Here is an 18,615-nt window from a genome sequence, read left to right as displayed (position 1 = left end):
CAGACTCAAACCCCGCGTAGAATGCTAGGAAACACGCTCTAAGTGTCTGATAGATAATCCTTTTGAGTCGTAGGGTTACCTATCAATGCCTATGTATTCTCAAGGATTAGAAGAAATGCAGGAACAAATAAACCAGCTAGGGCTGGCAAGACAACCCATTTTTGATCAGCATCTGAATGTTGTGGCTTATGAGTTGTTATACCAGTCGGAGAAACAGGAAGAGGTCGCCAAGTTCTTAGAAGGCGATCAGGAAGCCTGTGATGTTTTGATCAATAACTTCACCAGCATCTACGATTCCGGTGCGATGAAGTCACTCCCTGCCTTTCTTAATGTGACTGAGAACTTTATCCGTACCGATAGCCTGCCGAATCTTTCCCGGCATAATCTGGTTATCGACCTTAAGCAACAAACGGAACTGAGTAAGGATTACATCAACTCCTTACATAAGTATGTGGATGCCGGTTACCGCCTGGTGCTTGATGATTTCACTTATGATCCTATCTATGACGACTTACTAAGGCTTGCCAAGATTGTCCGCGTTGATATCAGCGATCGCAGTAACGAATCGATCGCTGAACATATGCAGAAGCTGAATCGCTTTAAAGTGACAGTGCTTGCAGAGAACGTAAACACCTATGAAGAGTATGAGCGCTGCCAGGCATTAGGCTTTAAGCTTTTCCAGGGCACTTTTTTATCGCGCCCTTCCCTGGTCGAAGGTAAGAAACTCACCTCCAATCAGGCGATCGTTATTCATCTGCTCGCTGCACTTCAGGATCAGGATGTTACGCCGCACACCCTGGCAGATATCACCTCAAGAGACCCTCAGCTAACGTTTAAGTTACTGCGCATTGTTAACTCCGCCCAGTACAACCTACCGAATAAAATTGAGAGCCTGACTCAGGCGATCGTCGCTTTGGGTATCAATGAAATTAAAAAATGGGCGACGCTGCTGGCGCTTTCCAGTAACGATGACAAACCAAGCGAGCTGATCCGCCAAATTCTGATTACTGCGCGCATGTGTGAGTATGTGGCTCATTACACTGATGAAGTGGATTCTGAACTGGCGTTTATGACCGGCGTGTTATCCATGCTGGATGCCTTGCTGGAAGTGGATCAGCCAACCTTGCTGGATCAGCTATCAGTCTCCGAAGAGATTGTAGAAGCGATCACCCGCTATGAAGGTAAGTCCGGCAAGCTCCTACAGGCGGTTAACTTCTATATGATTGGCCAAAGCGCTTTCCGTCTGCCCCCTGAAGTACAGGAGGTTTACGCTGAAGCCTATTACGAAGGGGTTCGCTGGAGTAATGAGAACATGCAGATGATGCAGGGTTCTCACCTTTAGGGAGAAAATATCTCTGCCAGCTCTGCCCTTACCCAGCTACACATGGGATCGTGGTGATACCTGTCGTGCCAGTACATGTACAGAACAACCTCGGGCAGAGCAAACTCCTTAGGCAGTGGCCTTAAAACCAGACTCGTCCCTTGCGCCAGATGTGTCGCCATAATTTTCGGCAGGGTAAAGATCAGGTCAGACTGCTGGCAGAACTGCGCTACCGACATAAAGTTTGCCAACCTCAGCATCACTTTACGCTTGTAACCAAATTCACCCAGCGCATCGTCCATCATTCCCGGCCCTTTACCAGTGATAGATACTAATCCATGGGATGCGTTCGCATAGTCCTGTAAGGAAAGCTCACCCTTGGCAAGCGGGTTATCCCTATCCATCACACAAACATGCCCTGTTCGGGCGATCTCGATACGACGATACTGATCATGATGGGTCTGCGGGAATAGCCCTGTGATGGTGAAATGCACATCTCCCCTTTCTAACAATTCAAAATGCTCGGGCAACTGCGGTACCACTTCAACTCGAAGGTTGGGCGCTTTTTCCCGTAACATACGAATCACATCAGGCATCAGCAGAATAAGCTCCAGATCCAACCCCGTGAGCTTCAGCACGCCTTCTGCCTGCATAGGGTCAAACTGTTCAGGCTGCATAATCGCTTGAACCTCATGCAGAACATGGGACAGCTGCTCACGTAAAACAACTGCGCGGGCACTGAGATCATAACCACTGCCCGTTCTCACCAGAATCGGATCCTGAAGGGTGGTTCTCAGCCGCTGTAAAGCACGGCTAACCGCAGGCTGACTCATATTGAGTCGTTCCGCTGCTTTTGATACATGCTGTTCATCGATTAACGCCTGCAACACAACCAGCAAGTTTAAGTCGACCGACCTAAGATTCATTTCACTCATATGCCTGCACACAACCATCCACTTAACGCATACCTAACATATATTTTATGCATTAGACGCATTCGCAGTAAATACGTAAAGTGCGAACTATATAGTCTGGCAATAAAAACTAACGCTTTTATATGCGTTTAGTTGTTAAGAAACGTAAATCTGACTGCGAATACAATTAATTTATGTTTGCATATAGCAAACGCACTTGAGGTGATTTTATAAATGGCACTAAACCATAAGCTATTAAATGACGAGGAAACCTACGGCTGGGGCCCTGTGATCATGCACTGGCTCATTGCTCTGGCAGTCATTGGCTTATACCCATTGGGTTTATACATTGAAACCTTAAGCTACTACGATCCGGAATATCGCACCGTACCTATCTGGCATAAAAGTATTGGCTTGCTGGTGACGTTTACCCTGTTTATACGTTTGTTCTGGCGCCTGCTAAATAAACCACCAAGAGAGCTACCTCAGCCGCAAATGATGGCTCTGGCTGCGAAGCTGGCACATTTTGCACTGTACCTCTTACTGTTTATCACGGTTGCTTCAGGCTATCTGATCTCTACCGCCGATGGCAGAGCGATCGAAGTGTTTAACTGGTTTAGCATTCCGGCGCTGCCTTATTCATTTGAAAATCAGGAAGACATCGCTGGGGAAATTCATTTTCTGGCGGCTACGGCACTAATTTCAATCGCTGCTGTCCATGCTATTGCAGCGATTAAACATCACTATATCGATAAAGACATAACATTACGGCGCATGCTAGCGCTTCGCGAGGAACATTAATGAAAACTAAGATTGTTAAAGGACTGGCGCTTGCCTCTTTGCTGACTGTATCACCTCTTTACGCAGCTGATTACGTAATCGACACTAAAGGTGCTCACGCGTCTATCGAGTTTCGTATCAGCCACCTGGGTACTAGCTGGCTAACAGGCCGCTTCAATACGTTTGAAGGCGAGTTTAGCTATGACGCAGAGAAGCCAGAAGCGTCTTCAGTTAAAGTGGATATCGATGTGACATCCTTTGACTCTAACCACGCTGAGCGTGACAAGCACATCCGTAGCGGCGACTACCTGGATGTTGCAAAATTCCCTAAAGCGTCTTTTGAAAGTACTTCTTTCACGCCAGATGCAAACGGTGGCGGCGTAATGAAAGGTATGCTGACCCTTTACGGAACAAGCAAAGAGATCGCGATTCAGTTGAGAAAGTAGGTGAAGGTAAAGATCCATGGGGTGGTTACCGCGCAGCTTCTCTGGCACAACAGAGATTAAGCCACGTGAATTTGGCATGACTTACAACCTGGGCCCTGCTTCAGAAACCGTTTATCTGGATCTGAACATCGAAGGCATTCGTAAGTAAGTTTGCCCATTAAAAAAGGCGGGTTAACCCGCCTTTTTTATTATCTACAGATAGCTGTCAGTAGTTATCGTAGCTGTTATAGACACTGATTTTATTCTCTTCAGAAACAGCATAAACCTTAAACTGATCTTTTCTAGCGCCCGGCATATCCATACCCGGCCCACCTGATGGCATTCCTGGCACCGTTAGCAGGCGAACATTGTGATCTTGTTTGGCTAATAGCGACTTAATATCCTGCGCCGGAACATGCCCTTCAATCGCAATACCGTTAACCACCGCAGTGTGACAAGAAGCAGCTTGAGGCGGCACGCCTAAACGCTGTTTGATCGGGGAGACATCGTTGGTTTCGATCGCGTTTACCACAAAGTTGTGATCTTCAAGATGGTCGATCCAACCTTTGCAGCAACCACAGGTAGGACTGTGATAAACATCAACACTGTATTCAGTTGCCGTTTTACCTTCCAACCACACCGGGTTTGCACTGTGCGCCGAAAGCGAAAGGCACAAAGAAGAAACCGCCAAACCCCAAATCATTTTTTTCATAGGTACACCTTATTTTGGAGCACCTAGTTTATCAGTTGTTTGAGGCCTGACCAGTTCCGATTGGTTATGACGCTATAACCTATTCAAACTCCATCGCTTCAAAAACACGCCCGGCATTCTTAGCTGCCAATTGCTCAAATGTTTCCAAATGCTTATAAGGGCTCTGATCTATCTGGTATGCGTCTTCCAAAGTGCCGCCCTCATCTAAAAGCTCGGCGACTTTGCCACGCAGATATTCAAGGTAGCCGCGAGTCCACTGATCAACCGTAGCGAAATCAGTCGCTTCACCGTGACCCGGGATAACGATCATATCTTTAGCATAGGGCGCGAACTCGTTGTGCCAGGTTTCCAGCCAGGCTGCTGTATCGGTTTCAGGGAACACCGGTAATAAACGCTGCTGAAACGCCATATCACCGGCGATCACCACATTTTGCGAAGGAACAACCACCGAAATATCACCGGGAGAATGAGCAGGACCAAAACGGACCAGTTCCACTTTCATCTCACCCAGATCAAGCTCCATATGCTCTTCAAACGTCTGGTCGATCTCAACCAGCTCTGTACCCTTAGCCCGCTCTTTCAATATCGTCTGCAGGTTTTCCAACCCAGAAAGACCGAGTTCATTGACCTCTTCTAAAGCCTCTTCATGGGCAATAATGGTTGCGCCCTGCTCTTTCCAGTAGCCGTTACCCAGGATCGCATGGGACTGGCCATTCTCATCCACCACATACTTAACCGGTAGGCTGGTTATTTTCTTAATTTCTTCGTGCAGGGCTTTTGCAAGCAGATATGAAGAACCGCCGTTAACCACCAGCACTGCCTCTTTACCGATGATAAAGCTTAAATTGTTATTGTGGCCTCCGTTCTCATAGCTGTAATACTGGGTTGCGCCAATCGCAGACCAAACACCCTCAGCTACTTTAACCGGTGCACTATAGAGAACGGACTCAGGATATTTATCTGCTGGACTGGCAGCAAATACACTGCCCGAGATGACGAATGCGCTAAGGGCGATTCCTTTCAATGAAGAGATACTTTTCATATTAGCCACATATACCTGTAAGAAATATCGTTATATAAATAAGAATATAAGATATCGCTTAATTAGCAGCAAGCGTTTATAAGATCTGAAAACTGACACGCCCCGTCGCACCTGATCGGTTTTGCACGAGCAGTTCGTACTGTGCCTTTGAAGCCAGCTTGAGCTTAAGCACATTGGAGCCCGATTGAACTAACTCCCCGTTCAGATACCACTCGTGATCAGACACTTCCCCTTCAGCTGTTATTTTAAGGCTGATCTCGGAACCCCTGAGTGAGTGGTAGATCTGCCCCTCTTTAACACCTGCCAGGCGTATCTTTCGTTTACTGTTTAAGGTGACTTTGCAGTTGTCCGCATAATCTGGAACTTTAACAGCACGCTGATAATCTGCCTTAAGCCAGCTTTCCATTGCCACCGGCCAGAGCGATACCGATTTAGCGCTAACGCTACCCGTGGCACACGCTCTGGACACCCGCAAAGAAGAGGCTTTTTCGATCAGAAAATGCTGCATAGGATCGTAAAATAGTGCCCTTTCCTCAGGCCGGTTAGCCAGTGTTCTTGGCGTAACGCCTCCGATCGTATTGGCTATGCGGCTTTCATCACAGCCGACAGAAACCTGTTCCTTTGCACGACCATCTGGCCAGCATATTTCAGCTTCCTTAACGCGATCAGGCTTTGCCAATTCAGTTGAATTTGAATGGTTAAGCAACTCAAGTAAGTTGAACAGCAACGGTCCTGCCAGCTCTCTGCCCATCGTTCTCTGCATCGGCTTACCGTCGGGCCTGCCCAGCCAAACACCTAAGGTATATTGCTGATTAACGCCAATTGCCCAAACATCACGATAATCCCAGCTGGTGCCGGTCTTCCAGCCAAATTCGGGCAGTTGAACATAACTGAAACTGCGGCTGTGCCTGAACGGCCGATCCAGTTTTCGTAGTATATCCCAGGTAATCCATGCCGCCTCAGGGCTATAGAGCGCCCGCCCGGAGTTCGTTTCATCTGCCTGAGTGTATTGGAGGGGATAAACCTGCCCCTGGTTTGCCATTGCGCTATACAGCTTCACGAGCTGCTCTAAAGAGCTACCAGCACCACCCAGGACGATCGCGCTACTTGCCTCTCCTTCTGGTATCCGTAAACCAGCCCCCACATGCATCAATTTGTTGGCAAACGCCTGATCCCCAAACGCCTCGATAAGCTGTACGAACGGAAGATTGAGTGAACGTTGCAGCGCTTCTGCAGCAGAAACAGGGCCACTAAAGCCACCACTAAAGTTTCCGGGTCGGTAACCAGTACCAAACCGCGGTACATCTGCTAGCAATGACTCGCTGTGTATCAGACTTTTATCCAGAGACAGTGCAAAAAGAACCGGCTTTAATGTGGACCCCGGTGACCGTATGGCTTTCACCATGTCCACATGCCCTGATCGTTGCGAATTATAAAAATCAGCCGAGCCCACATAGGCCAATACTTCATGGCTTTGGTTATCGATCAGTAAAGCTGCGGCCGATATTTCTGTCGCTAAGGGTGCCGTATAACCCTTAACTGCATCGGCAAATGCCAACTGAAGATCCCGATCAATCGTTGAGGCGATCACTCGGCTCGCTCTGCTCTCTTGCCGTAAGCGCCGGGAAAGTAAGGGTGCAATGACCGGCGTTCGCAAGGGCCAGACCGCGACCTGCTCCTCAAGCGCATGCTTAATCGTTTTAGGCGACCAGATTTCGAACTGGGCTAGGCGGCGCAGTACCTTGTCACGATAAGTCTGCGCCAGTTGCGGGTGACGATCCGGGCGTAATCGACTCGGCGCCTGAGGTAACACCGCTAACAACGCTGCCTCGGAGTGCCGAAGCTGATCTGCCGATTTATTCAGATACTGAAGACTGGCCGCCTGCACACCTTCGATGGTGCCGCCAAACGGCGCATGGTTAATATAGAGCTCAAGAATTGCCTGTTTATCCAGACGCCACTCCAGTTGAAGTGCACGAAGTACCTGCTGTGCTTTGCCGATGAAAGTCCGCTCATGAGGGTGAAGAATACGTGCGACCTGCATCGTGATAGTTGAACCACCGGAGATGATCTTTCCGGTTGTTAGCCACTGCCATCCTGCCCGAAGCATGCTGACGGGATTGACCCCTGGATGCTGGTAAAAGTAACGATCTTCGTAATTTAGCAAGGCCTCGATATAGAGCGGCGACACCTGTTCAAGTCTTACCTGATAACGCCAGATGCCTTTCTCGTCCGCAAAAGCGCGGAGCGGCACCCCCTCCCTATCGAGGACAACGGATGAATAGCTAGAAGACTGGTCTGGTAAGGTGGGCGGATAAAACCTATCCGCCAGCCACAGCAGACTACACAACACGCAAAGCGTGAGCACTAACCTGGCTAGATATCTGCGAAACATTTCACGTTTTTACATTTCACAGGGTTAGACCTCATATCGTTACTCGGCAACTACTCGACAACCACCAGCTTACCCATTGAATCACTTAATCCGCGTATATCAGGCTGATACATCGACTCAGCTTGCGCTGGGGGAACAAGGTATTCACCCGGGGTTACGGCCCTGGATAGGTAGTAGAGCGTTTTTTCACGCTTCTCTGGCAGGTTAAAGGCTGCCACATAGCGGTCATCACGATACTCCTGATACGCCAGGCCGCTCTGCTGAATCGATTCACCTTCAACCATTAACGATTCGAGTTTGATAGCATGCTTTAGATTCTGGTTCTCCAGCTCGAGTCCGGCGGGTAATAGGTTGACCAGCAAGGCATCCGGTATCCTTGATTCGCTATACAACCGAACTCGCGTTAATACTTGATCACCAATACTCAACAGCTGATTTTTTTGCAGCAGTGTCGCCTTACCATTAACAACTTTATAGTGATCTGCTTTCAGACTGATACCTTCATCCACTGGCCCCGCAATTGTCTCTGGAATACCGGTCCAGCTGAACGTTGCGAACACAGGTTTTGCTGAAAGATTTTCCACCAGCGTAGTACGCAGTTCTTTGATATCAAGATTATGCCGCTGGGCCTCTTCACCCTGAATCTCTTGCAGTTGCTCACCCTGATGCAATCCCGCTGACCAGTTACCCGCTTTATCATATCGGTTCATAGTCACAGCAAGCTGAAGCAGGGCTGCCCGCTCCTGCGTGCTAAGCCAACGTTTCTGCTGGATCTGCGTTAATAAGCGAGGGATCAACTGCAGTGCCTGACCACGAAGTTCTGAACCCCCCCCCTGAGTCGCCATGACGGCCGCAACGGAGAGTGATAGGTCCCTGATTTCTGAACCATAATCGCCTAAATAACCCTCTGATCTTAATGTCTGCAGCGCACCAGACACGATTTCAGAACCCTCAGATTTGCTTCCTGTCATCAGGATAGCTAAGCCCAGATGCACACCTGGCAGGGAACTATGGGCATCTTTGAGTTTTTTATCAGCCAGATCGCGAAGCGGCCCCAGGGTTACCGCGCCCTCTTTTGCCAGAACAAACGCTGCATAAGCCTGATAGGCGATCTCATAATGACTCGGTATGGCCGACCAGGTTCTTACCGGGATCGCTCTGCGCTGAAGAACATACTCACGTAACCGGTTTCGGGCTTGTGGCAACATCTCTTCAGGTATCTCGTAACCCTGTTTCTGTAAGCGCCCAAGCAGCTCTGTTGCATACACTGTCAGCCAGTGTTCTTCTGCAGAGTGTTTATCCCATAAACCAAAGGATCCATTGGCCCGTTGCAGTTCAGCGTAACGGTTTACCGCTATACCCACCTGAGCCGTCAGATCAGCCTGATCAAGCGAAACACTTGCCAACAACTGACCTTTATCCTCCGCCAGCATTGTTAGCGGCTGCACCTTACTGGTGGTCTGTTCAAGGCAAGCATAGGGGTAGCGTAGTAAAGCCTCTATATGCTGATCTGCGTTAAAATCCGGGCTTGAAGAGAAACGGAGCTGAGCGCGGCGACTATCGGCTCCGAGAAGCGCAATGTCTGAAGTAGGAAGTTCCAAGGTGTTTCCTTCCTGCAACAACGCGCTGAAACTGCCATATTCGGCGGGATAAGCGGGCCGAACATTTAGCCCCCACTGTCGCTCAATCGCCAGCGGTTCCTCACCGGTTGGATCGATCACAATGGCCGCTTCAATGTCCCCCTCGCCCAAAGCCGCTGCGTCAATTTCGAAGTGCAGAACCTTTTTCTTAGCAGGCTCAAGCGTCAGCTGTAGGTTTCTTTCCGGCATGGATAAGGCACCACTAACGCTAAGATCAAGACTGACCTGCTGGGTAGCCTCTGTCATATTTACCAGATCCAGTGCTACCCGCGTCCGGTCTCCCTTAGCCATAAATCGAGGTGATGAGAGTTGAGCGACTAATGGCGAGACCACCTTAACGCTATCTTTTTGATAACCAAATTGATCAGCACCCATCGCAACCGCGGTTAGCGTCAATTCACCATCAAAAGCAGGCAGGTCCAGATTGACTGTCGCCAGGCCGCCTTCTACCTGAACGGTAGAACTAAACAGACTCAGAATCTGAACATCTGTTGGCGGCGCCTCTCCTCCTCTTTCCAGTTCAGCATCACCACCCCATCGCACTTCAGCTTCATCAACCAGTGTGGGCTCCGCTAAGTGATCGTACATATCGGATATACGCGTGTTATACGCGCGACGCTGGTAAAAGAAGTCGAATGGGTCGGGTTGCTCATAGCCGGTAATACTCAGCACGCCTGAATCAACAGCGCTGAGCGTGACAAAGTATTCCCCTGAAACAGGAGAGCCGGCTGCATCGGTGACTTTGATGGCAATTTCTGAGCTAGCCTCAGGACTCAGGGTATCACCGGAGACGATCTCAACATCCAGTTTACGACCCTCTCGATTTAAAGGCAGATGCACCGCCCCAAAGCTCCGTTTGCTCACTTTGTCACTGTTATCTGAAGGAGCAATAACAAACGCCGTGATATAAGCATCATGCCTGGCGAGATCAATTGGAATGGTAAGCTCTGCGCTGGCTTTACCCTCTTTGAGGGAAACTACTTGTGAAGCTAATACGCCACCTGCTTCGAGCAAGACTAATGCTTTACCCTCTGTAGGTGATAAAAGTTTAATTTGGGCGGTTTCGCCCGCTTTATAGCTACCTTTATCCAGCGCAATTGAAATCTGATCCGGGCGGATCTGATCCGACCCCGAATGCCAGTTGTAATACCAATCCTCACCCGCATTGAAGTGATAAACAGTTTTACTCTTAGCCGAGTAATCCTCAAGCTCCAGACGGTACTTACCCCATTCGACATCGAGACTTAGTGGCACTTTGTCAGCGGAAGTGAAATCGATGATTTGATTAGCAACAGGATACTCATTTTTTTCTGTTTGGTAGTGCCAGCCCCTTTCCGCTGTGTAGCTCCAGAAGTATTTCTCCTCCAGACGATACAAGGTTGCTTTACCTTGGCCTGATGTGAGCAGCCCACCTTGCTCATTGGCCCTGACCAACTCAAACAAAGCGCTGCTTTCTTTATCTGCCCTATCATTCTTAAATAGCGGCTTAACCCCGATAAAACTGTCTTTTGGCCAAAGCAGAACTGACTGACTTCGATTTACAGCACGACCACCACTTTCGAACAAACTGTAGCGGAGTGTCATTTTTACAGGGCTTGCGTAGTTATCCCAATTAAAGAAACCTTTGCTAACGATGGTCTCCGTTTTGCCTTGCGGATCTAACTGAACCTGATCAAGGCTGAATTGATCCCATGCAACGGTTTCTGCTTCACCGAATCTGAAGTCCTTTAACTCAGAAAACGGCTGGGACCAGCCTGATACTGATACCTGGGTATCTAAACGATTACCAGCAGCCGGGGCACCATATAGATACTCTCCAGTAACCGGAATACGTAACTCTGAGTGTTTAAGGAAGCTTAAAGGTGCCTCGTTTGCAGGTTGATCAAAGACTAAACGCAAACGTTCTGGAAGAAACTCTTCAACCTGAAAGTGGAAGAATGATGAGTTTCGTCTTTGCCCTGGTGAAAATGCCCGCACCTGCCACTGGCCTAAAGGTGCGTTTTCAGCAAGGTCATAGCGGAATTCAAAGTAGCCTGGCTGTTCAGGGTCTAATCGCCACTCACCCGCTTTATCTCCATCAGGCTTTATCAGTTCGATATTGAGGGATCCCGCCAATAGCTGACCATCACCATTACGAACGATTGAGCTGACAATTAGCTCCTCTCCAGGCCGATAGATGTCTCGGGGAGCATAGGTTAAATGTTCGACTGATCGATAAGGCCTGCCCGATACGGAAAATTCTGAGAGATCAAATTGTGGCGCATGATATTTAAGTACACTGACCTCACCTGCTTTTTCAGCAATCAGGAGCACCGGATTCTTACTACGTATTTTGTTACTTAACTCCCATGCACCCTGACTATCAGTAACACCAGAGGCGATAACCTGATTATTATGGTCCAGCAGATTAAGTTCTACACCTTCCAGGACATTCCCGTTTTCAGCATTCTGAACCGTATAACGGGTTATCTTTCCATAATCTCTGGCCTGAATACCCAAAGAGGAAACCGTAAACCAGGTAGCAGCGTATTCAAAACCACCTTCCGCTCTGACCGTTGCCAGATAAAGCCCGCCCTCTTTCAATTCAGGGACTTTACTCACCGCAAAGCTCACACGGTTACGACGGTTTTTCTCCTCTGCGATCTTAATGTGAGCACTATGAATGTGAGTTAAGGTTTTGGAGAAACGCTGTTCATTAAAATACCAGCGATCACCGGTTTTTAATGCTGAATACTCATCAAAAAACGTAACGCTATCCCCCTGTTTGATCGCATAAATATCAACCTGAGCTTTGGGTATATTCACAGCCAAAATAGGTAAAGATGAGACACGTCCAGGAATCATGACGGCGCCGTCAACTTCAAAAGCGATTGAGGCAGGTAGTGCTCGCGTTTTAACCGTTTTCTCGATGGCGCTTTGTAACGCCTTGCCATTGGCGCTTTGCAGCCCTTCAGAAACCGCTACCTGGTACTCAGACTGCGGGGTGATTCCCGTGAAATAAAGCGTTTTTCCATCTTCGCTTAATACAGGGGCCGGCAGTTCCGGTTCAACATTAATATATTTTGAGAAGCGCTGATCCGAATCTACAGGTGTATTGAAAAGAACTGCAATCGCGTTGAGGTTTCCAAATTCGCGCTCGGATATATCCAGCACTGCCAAATCAGTATTAGCCGCTGTATTCAGGCTACTGGATTGCTCACTTGGAATAGGATCGGTTTTGGCTGTTTCTGTATCGTCACCACATCCAAAAAGTAATGCGGTAAGCAATAAAACCGATAAAGCGCGGCGTGGACTTAACATTCAGATTCTCCCTGACTGAATTGGTCGCGAATAAAGCTTGCAGAGTAGATTTACTCAACCCAAAGCCTATTGCAAATTAATCTTTTAAGCGACAGACTGCCAGCCATTAATATGAGGTGATTACTTTGGAAAAAAATCAGATATCCTTTGACTGGAATGAAGCTTTCTTTGAAAAGCGCATCAATCTCCTGACCAATTGCCAGATGGGATTTGTGGGAGCGGCTTTGATGCTCATGATGATGAACCTTTCTAAAATCTATCTTCTCTTACCTTTAGGTATTGGGCTTGTTTTAGTGAGTTGGTACAAGAGCCATCTGGACAAATCTCGTGAAGAAGTTAAGAACTCCAGCGTGTCGTTCTCACCTAAATCGATTTTATTTAAGTGCCCAGCGCTTGATCAGGAGCGACGTGTCGAATTCAGACAGATCGAAGAGGTAACTCTGCATAAAGAACACATGATGGAGATTATTACGATCTACTTGAAAGGGGATAAAGAGAAACTGGAAATCAAAGGGCTAAGCCAAAGTGCTGAATTTATTGATTCCCTGAACACAGCGATTAATGATCAACAGAAAGAGAGCACTCAATAGTGCTCTCAGAATATTTTACTGGTATTTAAGAAGGTCAGTAACAACCGGTACACCCGCAGGCTTTTCTGCTACCGTCGCTGTATGCAAACCCAGCAATTCTTCAATCGCGCCACGACAGTTTTTCCAGTAGTTTTTCAGGCTTATAAGATCTTCACCTATAAAGAAACGGCAGAACAATCCCATCTGGAAGGTTTCAGTAACCTGAACAACGTTCTGTAGTTTTGCAGGCTCGACCGCTGGACGCAGCCCTTGTAACAGATGAAAGCGCGTAACTGAAATATCATCAAACAACTTTCTTAAAGTCACTTTAATCTGTTTTCTGTTCGCAGTTGCGGAAACAAAGCCAAATAAAGCCCTTGAAGCTTCGCTATCTGTAGCAAACAGATCAAAGACCTGTTTCTCAATCAGATCAACATACTCATCCAAATCCGAAGGGCGTGAATATGAATTTATCTCTAGCATAAGGTTGGTGGAGAGCTGTTCTAACACTTCCTCTTCCACCTCATTCATCGTTCGGAAATGGTGATAGAGACCACCTTTACTTATTCCTGCTTGTTTAATTAAGCGCCCTGCTGTGAGCGCCGCAAGTCCGTCGACACTTATAATGTTAATCGCAGATTTGACGATCAGACTACGAGTAAGATCAGCATTACCATTTGGACACATTGACAACGACCTTTGTGAGGTACTTCCTTTCGCTTGAAAAACGTTCCTGACATGTTTTCAAACGGCCTACACTCATGCTACGCCTATCTCTTATTTCATAACATCATTAGATCAGTATTTACTGATTCAAATCATGATTTTTGCACAGCACCATTTTGAAGCCCAACTATATAGGGCTTTTGCTGTGTTCCAACTATAAAAAAATACAGCAATTGTCGATCCCAATTGCTGCACGAGGGGACTGTCTAGGAAGAGTGATTCTTTGAACATTCAAACAAGAATCAGATGAACAACAACTTAATATTAGAAAACGCATATAAAATATACATTAGTGCACATGCAGTAAAAATATTCCGTATAACGCCCTTTTATTCCTTTTCTGCTCTACTTTTCTCTGTCATGATCTAAGCTGTATCTATACTCTTAACGATGTTGAGTTTTCTCGGCTAGTTTGGCTTTAGGAATATCGAGATATGGAATTAAGCAGTCTTTATGTCACTGTTATAGAACCGTCCAAGGTGCAGCGGCATATTATTATTGGGCACCTTAATAGTTTTGGGATTGAAAACATTGAGGAGTTCGAAGAAGCAAAACCAGCCCTTGAGCATATGCTCGTCACACCTCCAGATGTCGTTCTTTCGTCAATGCACCTTCCTGATATGACAGGTACCGACCTTGTTACTCAGATGCGTGGACTGGAAGCACTGGAAAAAATTACTTTTCTCCTTGTGTCTTCAGAAACTCATTACCGTTATCTGGAGCCAATCAGGCAAGCAGGTGCTATCGCTATATTGCCTAAGCCATTTAGTCGTGAAGAGATGGCAATGGCTTTAAAAAGTACCCTTGATTACGTATCTGATTTCGAGTCTGACAGTGATTCGGATGAATACGATGCGCTACGTGTCTTGGTCGTCGATGACAGTACTATGTCCAGGAACTATATCAAACAGATGCTGGACTCGCTGTCCATCCACTCAATCGACACAGCTGCGGACGGCTCAGACGCCCTGCAAATGATCGATGATGGTGCGCGATACGACCTGATCATCACTGACTACAATATGCCAAACGTAGACGGTAAAGAGCTGATAGAACATATTCGCTCGCACAGCGAACAGCCTACGGTACCAATTCTGATGGTGACGAGTGAGCAGAACGAAAGCCGCCTGGCTGCCGTACAAAGCGCAGGCGTTTCAGCGATCTGTAGTAAGCCACTTTCGTACGATACAGTTAAACAGCTCATTGAACAGCTAGTGACTGATTACGATATGTAAAGCTAACAGGCTCAATAAAAAACGCGGCTATTGCCGCGTTTTTTATTGCCTTGATCATATTAGTCATCAAGCAATCGATCTGGAACAAACCCCATGATTAACGCTCCCCAGTGCTGTCCATTGACATAAAGAGGGATCGATAGATCATTGAGTATCTCGCCGGTATCACGAATAAACGTCTGAAGCAGGAACGGCGCTGTTGAAGAAGCACGGCGAACCTCTGCCCTGTTGCCAGCAAATATTCTTCGGTTACGGCTCTTGGCATTATCAACTTCAAAATTACCTGTGATACGCTCCGACACCTTCGTATGGTGAGCCGCAGCATAACCGTTTTTATCTACCGCAATCGCATAGATAAACTCTGGCCTTTCTGAGATGAAACGATCAAACATCGGCCTCATTAATGCTTCATATTGATCCGCGTAACTGGTGTCATATTTCTCAGGTAGCTGACCATCATTGGTGCGAACGTAATTAATATCAAAGAGATTACATCCGCGGTTACTGAGGCTTTCCAGCCCTTCCTGAACCTCTTTACTCCATTTACGGCCAGTTTGAATCATCCCTTCGAAACTACCGTACCCAATAATAAATCGGGACAGAAGCTCCTGAGTTTCCTCGGTAGAGTGCTCTAGCTCTTCAGAGAAACGCTGAGACTGTTCAATTTCACCATGCATATCCGTAGAAATGTTGGTGATCTCTGATACATGGTTATGCGATTCACGGTTCGTGTAAGCCAACTCATCAATTGCTGCACTGATACTGCTTAGCTGACTGTTTAACTCTTCAAAGTCATTGACCAGGCCATGGAACTGCTCATTAGTACTACCGATAAACTCTTCAGTCGATCCCACATACTCAAGAATCGTGGATGCACTGGTGCGAGTACTGCTCACCAACGAAGACATCTGACTTATGTTCTGATCAATTTCACTGGTCGCTGTACTCACTTTTTGCGACAGGTTACGTACCTCATCAGCCACTACTGAGAAGCCCCTACCCGCTTCACCTGCACGGGCTGCTTCGATAGATGCGTTTAATGCCAGTAAGTTAGTCTGATCTGAGAAGTCCTTAACCATACCAAGGATCTCAGTGATATTTTTCGAATTCTGCTCGAGCTTGTGTACGGTATCCTGAAAATCGGTTACCTGGGCACGAACTGCTCCGACCTGAGTCTGAACACGACCCAGCTCAGTACTAGAGGTTCTGATCTCATCAAGATTACGAGAATTACGTTCAGATATTTCCAAGGTACTGCCCGCAATATTATCGATCGCCTGAGTCGCTTCCTGGGATGACTGAAAGACTTTCTGCGCCTGCTCTTCCTGCTTAGTCGCTGAACCTTGCGCTTCGATCAATACTTTTTGTAATCGGGTAGAACATAAAGCAACGTTCACGCTACGACGGCGGCTTTCAGCTATCATCGATTTCAGGCTATCGGAGAATCCATTGTAGCTTTCCGCCATATCGGATATTTCATCGTAGGTATATTCAGGCAGTGTCGCTGAGATATCTCCATCCTTATCCTTAATTGCGCGCAAAACATCTGTAACTGCTTCGATAGGTTTCAGAAACAAGTGACGCATGAAAAAGATGGTGAACAGACCGGAAATCAATGCAAAAGCGACGGTTAGTGATCCATATAGCCAGAAAGAGTCCAGGTGGGCCTGAAGTACCTCCAGAGAAGCGCCACCACTTTCGGCCTGTTTAAGACCTGCTTCGAGCTTTTCAAAATGGTTAAAACCGACAACTAACAGAACAACATGCGGCAGGAGAAGAAACAGGACATTGCCGACTATTTTTTTGGTCAAAGTGTTAAAGACCGCTTTCTCTACACTCTTATAAAGGCTCATTTTTTCACTCTCGTTATTCTTATATTGTATTGCCTTATATCTAAAAGAAACTATAGTTTCCGAAAAGGCTGCTCATTTATTTTTAAATAAACGAGTTATACGATAACACTACGAAAGCTGCGTCAAATCAAGCCGTTAAGCGTAAAATTCAAACAAGATACTACCAAAGTATCCAACTGACGCGCTGATGTAAGGCTTTACGCTTACTACGCCAGTCTGAGCAAAAACTTTCCACCAGCAGCCAAAACGACCGACTATGATTGAGATGCTTTATATGCGCTAACTCATGTATCACAACGTAGTCGATCAGTTCTGTTTCGCCAAATATAAGACGCCAATTAAATGATAGGTCGCCCATAGCATTACAACTCCCCCAACGGCGCTTGTAATCTCTCACTTGAATAGAGTTAGGCGAGAGCTCCATCCTCGCCTGCCAAACCTGGACTCTTGCGGAAATATACTGTTCGGCCTGCTCTCGATACCATTTCTTAAGTAATGCTTTTACCTGATCAACCTCAGGCTTAGGGGAACGCTTACTCAGCACAACGATCAGCTCATTCTGTTCTAGATAAGCGTCCTGTTTTTGACCGTAATACCAGGTAATTCGTAACTCTCGTCCATTGAAGGGAATGCAGCCTCCGTTTTCTAGACGGATACTATGGTCCTCTGCCCCTTTTTTTAGATGGGATAGCTGGTTTTCAATCCAGGCTTTTTTTGAATTTAGCCATTGTGAAACCCATTGATCCGATACGCCGCTAGGAACCCTAACCACAACACCCTCATGGCGTACCTGGATGACTGCAGTTTTTCGTTTACTGCTTCTAACAACGGTATAATTATCCAATGGGGCATTCATTTTCAGATGTTTTATATTTGCAAGAGCCAAAGAGCTCACAATCATACCCTGATGGAAAGCCAATATGGATCTCTTACTTGAACAAATTCGCGCATGTAAGCTCTGTGAACCGGATCTGGCCTTGGGAGCTAACCCGGTTGTTCAGGCGGCCCCATCAGCCAAGCTTCTGATTATTGGTCAGGCACCGGGCATAAAAGTGCACCAGTCGGGCATTCCCTGGAATGACCCCAGCGGAAATCGGCTCAGAGAATGGCTGCAGATCGATCATGAGCGCTTTTATGATCCACAGCATATCGCGATTATGCCTATGGGCTTTTGTTACCCGGGCAAAGGAAAGTCTGGCGACCTTCCTCCGCGCCCTGAATGTGCTGAGAAGTGGCATCAAAAGTTACTGGATGAACTGCCTAATATTGAATTGATCCTGTTGATTGGCCAGTATGCACAGAAATATTACCTAAAAGGTTCTGAATGGGGTGAGCGGCATCAGAACCTTACGGACAGGGTTAAGCATGCCAACAGCTGCCCTTCCCCCTATTTCGTATTACCTCATCCGTCGCCAAGGAACAGACACTGGATGCAGAAAAACGCCTGGTTCGAATCCGAAACCTTACCCTTATTAAGAGCCCAACTGAATAAGCTTGATATATAGCTAAACTACAAGATTTCAATCGAAGCGTTCAATGACTTCTGAATACACCAATACATTGATCGACTATTCTGGAAAACTCTTGTCCACTAAGGTCGGTAGCCTCTGCGTATCGTGCCCGCTCATACTCTCCGGCAAGAGAGACAAACAGATCGCTGGATGCAGGCATAACATTACTTAGTCGTGCGCAATAGGCATTGA

At 47.1% G+C, this 18,615-nt stretch carries 15 protein-coding genes; 7 read left to right on the top strand and 8 right to left on the bottom strand.

Going from position 1 to position 18,615, the window contains the following annotated elements:
* Nucleotides 1-115 precede the first annotated feature (115 nt).
* The gene (locus MED92_RS00335) at nt 116-1,342 is read left to right on the top strand and encodes an EAL and HDOD domain-containing protein (protein ID WP_007019462.1); all 1,227 of its coding nucleotides are present in this window, start codon (nt 116-118) and stop codon (nt 1,340-1,342) included.
* Here the strand turns inward: MED92_RS00335 and MED92_RS00330 are convergent.
* A complete protein-coding gene (locus tag MED92_RS00330; RefSeq protein ID WP_040661392.1) occupies nt 1,339-2,256 on the bottom strand; it encodes a LysR family transcriptional regulator in 918 nt (305 codons plus the stop codon). The genes MED92_RS00335 and MED92_RS00330 overlap by 4 nt on opposite strands.
* Before the next feature lie 213 nt (nt 2,257-2,469).
* Between MED92_RS00330 and MED92_RS00325 the strand changes: the two genes are divergently transcribed.
* From MED92_RS00325 to MED92_RS19290, 3 genes are read left to right on the top strand one after another with little or no spacing between them, the layout of a single operon-like run.
* Complete coding sequence (locus tag MED92_RS00325) at nt 2,470-3,036, top strand: cytochrome b (protein ID WP_007019460.1); 567 nt, start codon at nt 2,470-2,472, stop codon at nt 3,034-3,036.
* The gene (locus tag MED92_RS00320; RefSeq protein WP_007019459.1) at nt 3,036-3,461 is read left to right on the top strand and encodes a YceI family protein; all 426 of its coding nucleotides are present in this window, start codon (nt 3,036-3,038) and stop codon (nt 3,459-3,461) included. Before MED92_RS00325 ends, MED92_RS00320 begins: the two co-directional genes overlap by 1 nt.
* Before the next feature lie 16 nt (nt 3,462-3,477).
* Nucleotides 3,478-3,609: a hypothetical protein gene (locus MED92_RS19290; protein ID WP_007019458.1), complete on the top strand. Its 132-nt coding sequence runs from the start codon at nt 3,478-3,480 to the stop codon at nt 3,607-3,609.
* A 57-nt stretch (nt 3,610-3,666) separates the two neighbouring features.
* Here the strand turns inward: MED92_RS19290 and MED92_RS00315 are convergent, their stop codons facing one another.
* The 4 genes from MED92_RS00315 to MED92_RS00300 all read right to left on the bottom strand — a co-directional run bounded on the left by MED92_RS00315 (nt 3,667) and on the right by MED92_RS00300 (nt 12,529).
* The gene (locus tag MED92_RS00315) at nt 3,667-4,152 is read right to left on the bottom strand and encodes a DUF411 domain-containing protein (protein ID WP_007019457.1); all 486 of its coding nucleotides are present in this window, start codon (nt 4,150-4,152) and stop codon (nt 3,667-3,669) included.
* A 79-nt stretch (nt 4,153-4,231) separates the two neighbouring features.
* The gene (locus MED92_RS00310) at nt 4,232-5,194 is read right to left on the bottom strand and encodes an MBL fold metallo-hydrolase (protein ID WP_007019456.1); all 963 of its coding nucleotides are present in this window, start codon (nt 5,192-5,194) and stop codon (nt 4,232-4,234) included.
* Between the two features lie 76 nt (nt 5,195-5,270).
* Complete coding sequence (gene pbpC, locus MED92_RS00305; RefSeq protein ID WP_040661390.1) at nt 5,271-7,589, bottom strand: penicillin-binding protein 1C; 2,319 nt, start codon at nt 7,587-7,589, stop codon at nt 5,271-5,273.
* A gap of 50 nt (nt 7,590-7,639) precedes the next feature.
* Nucleotides 7,640-12,529 (bottom strand): alpha-2-macroglobulin family protein, encoded by a 4,890-nt coding sequence (locus MED92_RS00300; protein ID WP_007019454.1) that lies wholly within the window; start codon nt 12,527-12,529, stop codon nt 7,640-7,642.
* Between the two features lie 125 nt (nt 12,530-12,654).
* Here MED92_RS00300 and MED92_RS00295 point away from each other — a divergent pair, with 125 nt between their 5' ends.
* Complete coding sequence (locus MED92_RS00295; RefSeq protein WP_007019453.1) at nt 12,655-13,119, top strand: hypothetical protein; 465 nt, start codon at nt 12,655-12,657, stop codon at nt 13,117-13,119.
* A 15-nt stretch (nt 13,120-13,134) separates the two neighbouring features.
* On the opposite strand, the gene MED92_RS18290 is transcribed toward MED92_RS00295, so the two are convergent.
* Nucleotides 13,135-13,785 carry a TetR/AcrR family transcriptional regulator gene (locus MED92_RS18290; protein WP_007019452.1) on the bottom strand — a complete coding sequence of 217 codons (651 nt, stop codon included), beginning with the start codon at nt 13,783-13,785 and terminating at the stop codon, nt 13,135-13,137.
* Between the two features lie 473 nt (nt 13,786-14,258).
* Between MED92_RS18290 and MED92_RS00285 the strand changes: the two genes are divergently transcribed.
* Nucleotides 14,259-15,059, top strand: a complete 801-nt coding sequence (locus tag MED92_RS00285) for a response regulator (RefSeq protein ID WP_007019451.1) — start codon at nt 14,259-14,261, stop codon at nt 15,057-15,059.
* A 59-nt stretch (nt 15,060-15,118) separates the two neighbouring features.
* Here the strand turns inward: MED92_RS00285 and MED92_RS00280 are convergent, their stop codons facing one another.
* Nucleotides 15,119-16,912 carry a methyl-accepting chemotaxis protein gene (locus MED92_RS00280; protein WP_007019450.1) on the bottom strand — a complete coding sequence of 598 codons (1,794 nt, stop codon included), beginning with the start codon at nt 16,910-16,912 and terminating at the stop codon, nt 15,119-15,121.
* Nucleotides 16,913-17,072: 160 nt separating this feature from the next.
* Complete coding sequence (locus MED92_RS00275) at nt 17,073-17,807, bottom strand: M48 family metallopeptidase (RefSeq protein ID WP_162010840.1); 735 nt, start codon at nt 17,805-17,807, stop codon at nt 17,073-17,075.
* A gap of 25 nt (nt 17,808-17,832) precedes the next feature.
* Between MED92_RS00275 and MED92_RS00270 the strand changes: the two genes are divergently transcribed.
* Nucleotides 17,833-18,417 (top strand): uracil-DNA glycosylase family protein, encoded by a 585-nt coding sequence (locus MED92_RS00270; protein WP_007019448.1) that lies wholly within the window; start codon nt 17,833-17,835, stop codon nt 18,415-18,417.
* The last annotated feature ends 198 nt before the right edge of the window (nt 18,418-18,615 follow it).

It is taken from the genome of Neptuniibacter caesariensis, assembly GCF_000153345.1.
GTDB classification, from domain to species: domain Bacteria; phylum Pseudomonadota; class Gammaproteobacteria; order Pseudomonadales; family Balneatricaceae; genus Neptuniibacter; species Neptuniibacter caesariensis.
The sequence above is the reverse complement of the archived record's forward strand: the minus strand, read 5'-3'. Positions and strand labels throughout refer to the sequence as shown.

What these genes read in the sequence shown, in the direction of transcription:
- MED92_RS18290 (WP_007019452.1), bottom strand. Translation starts at nt 13,785, where the DNA reads ATGTGTCCAAATGGTAATGCTGATCTTACTCGTAGTCTGATCGTCAAA.
- MED92_RS00270 (WP_007019448.1), top strand. Translation starts at nt 17,833, where the DNA reads ATGGATCTCTTACTTGAACAAATTCGCGCATGTAAGCTCTGTGAACCG.
- MED92_RS00285 (WP_007019451.1), top strand. Translation starts at nt 14,259, where the DNA reads ATGGAATTAAGCAGTCTTTATGTCACTGTTATAGAACCGTCCAAGGTG.
- MED92_RS00315 (WP_007019457.1), bottom strand. Translation starts at nt 4,152, where the DNA reads ATGAAAAAAATGATTTGGGGTTTGGCGGTTTCTTCTTTGTGCCTTTCG.
- MED92_RS00280 (WP_007019450.1), bottom strand. Translation starts at nt 16,912, where the DNA reads ATGAGCCTTTATAAGAGTGTAGAGAAAGCGGTCTTTAACACTTTGACC.
- MED92_RS00330 (WP_040661392.1), bottom strand. Translation starts at nt 2,256, where the DNA reads ATGAGTGAAATGAATCTTAGGTCGGTCGACTTAAACTTGCTGGTTGTG.
- MED92_RS00335 (WP_007019462.1), top strand. Translation starts at nt 116, where the DNA reads ATGCAGGAACAAATAAACCAGCTAGGGCTGGCAAGACAACCCATTTTT.
- MED92_RS19290 (WP_007019458.1), top strand. Translation starts at nt 3,478, where the DNA reads ATGGGGTGGTTACCGCGCAGCTTCTCTGGCACAACAGAGATTAAGCCA.
- MED92_RS00310 (WP_007019456.1), bottom strand. Translation starts at nt 5,194, where the DNA reads ATGAAAAGTATCTCTTCATTGAAAGGAATCGCCCTTAGCGCATTCGTC.
- MED92_RS00300 (WP_007019454.1), bottom strand. Translation starts at nt 12,529, where the DNA reads ATGTTAAGTCCACGCCGCGCTTTATCGGTTTTATTGCTTACCGCATTA.
- MED92_RS00325 (WP_007019460.1), top strand. Translation starts at nt 2,470, where the DNA reads ATGGCACTAAACCATAAGCTATTAAATGACGAGGAAACCTACGGCTGG.
- pbpC (WP_040661390.1), bottom strand. Translation starts at nt 7,589, where the DNA reads ATGTTTCGCAGATATCTAGCCAGGTTAGTGCTCACGCTTTGCGTGTTG.
- MED92_RS00320 (WP_007019459.1), top strand. Translation starts at nt 3,036, where the DNA reads ATGAAAACTAAGATTGTTAAAGGACTGGCGCTTGCCTCTTTGCTGACT.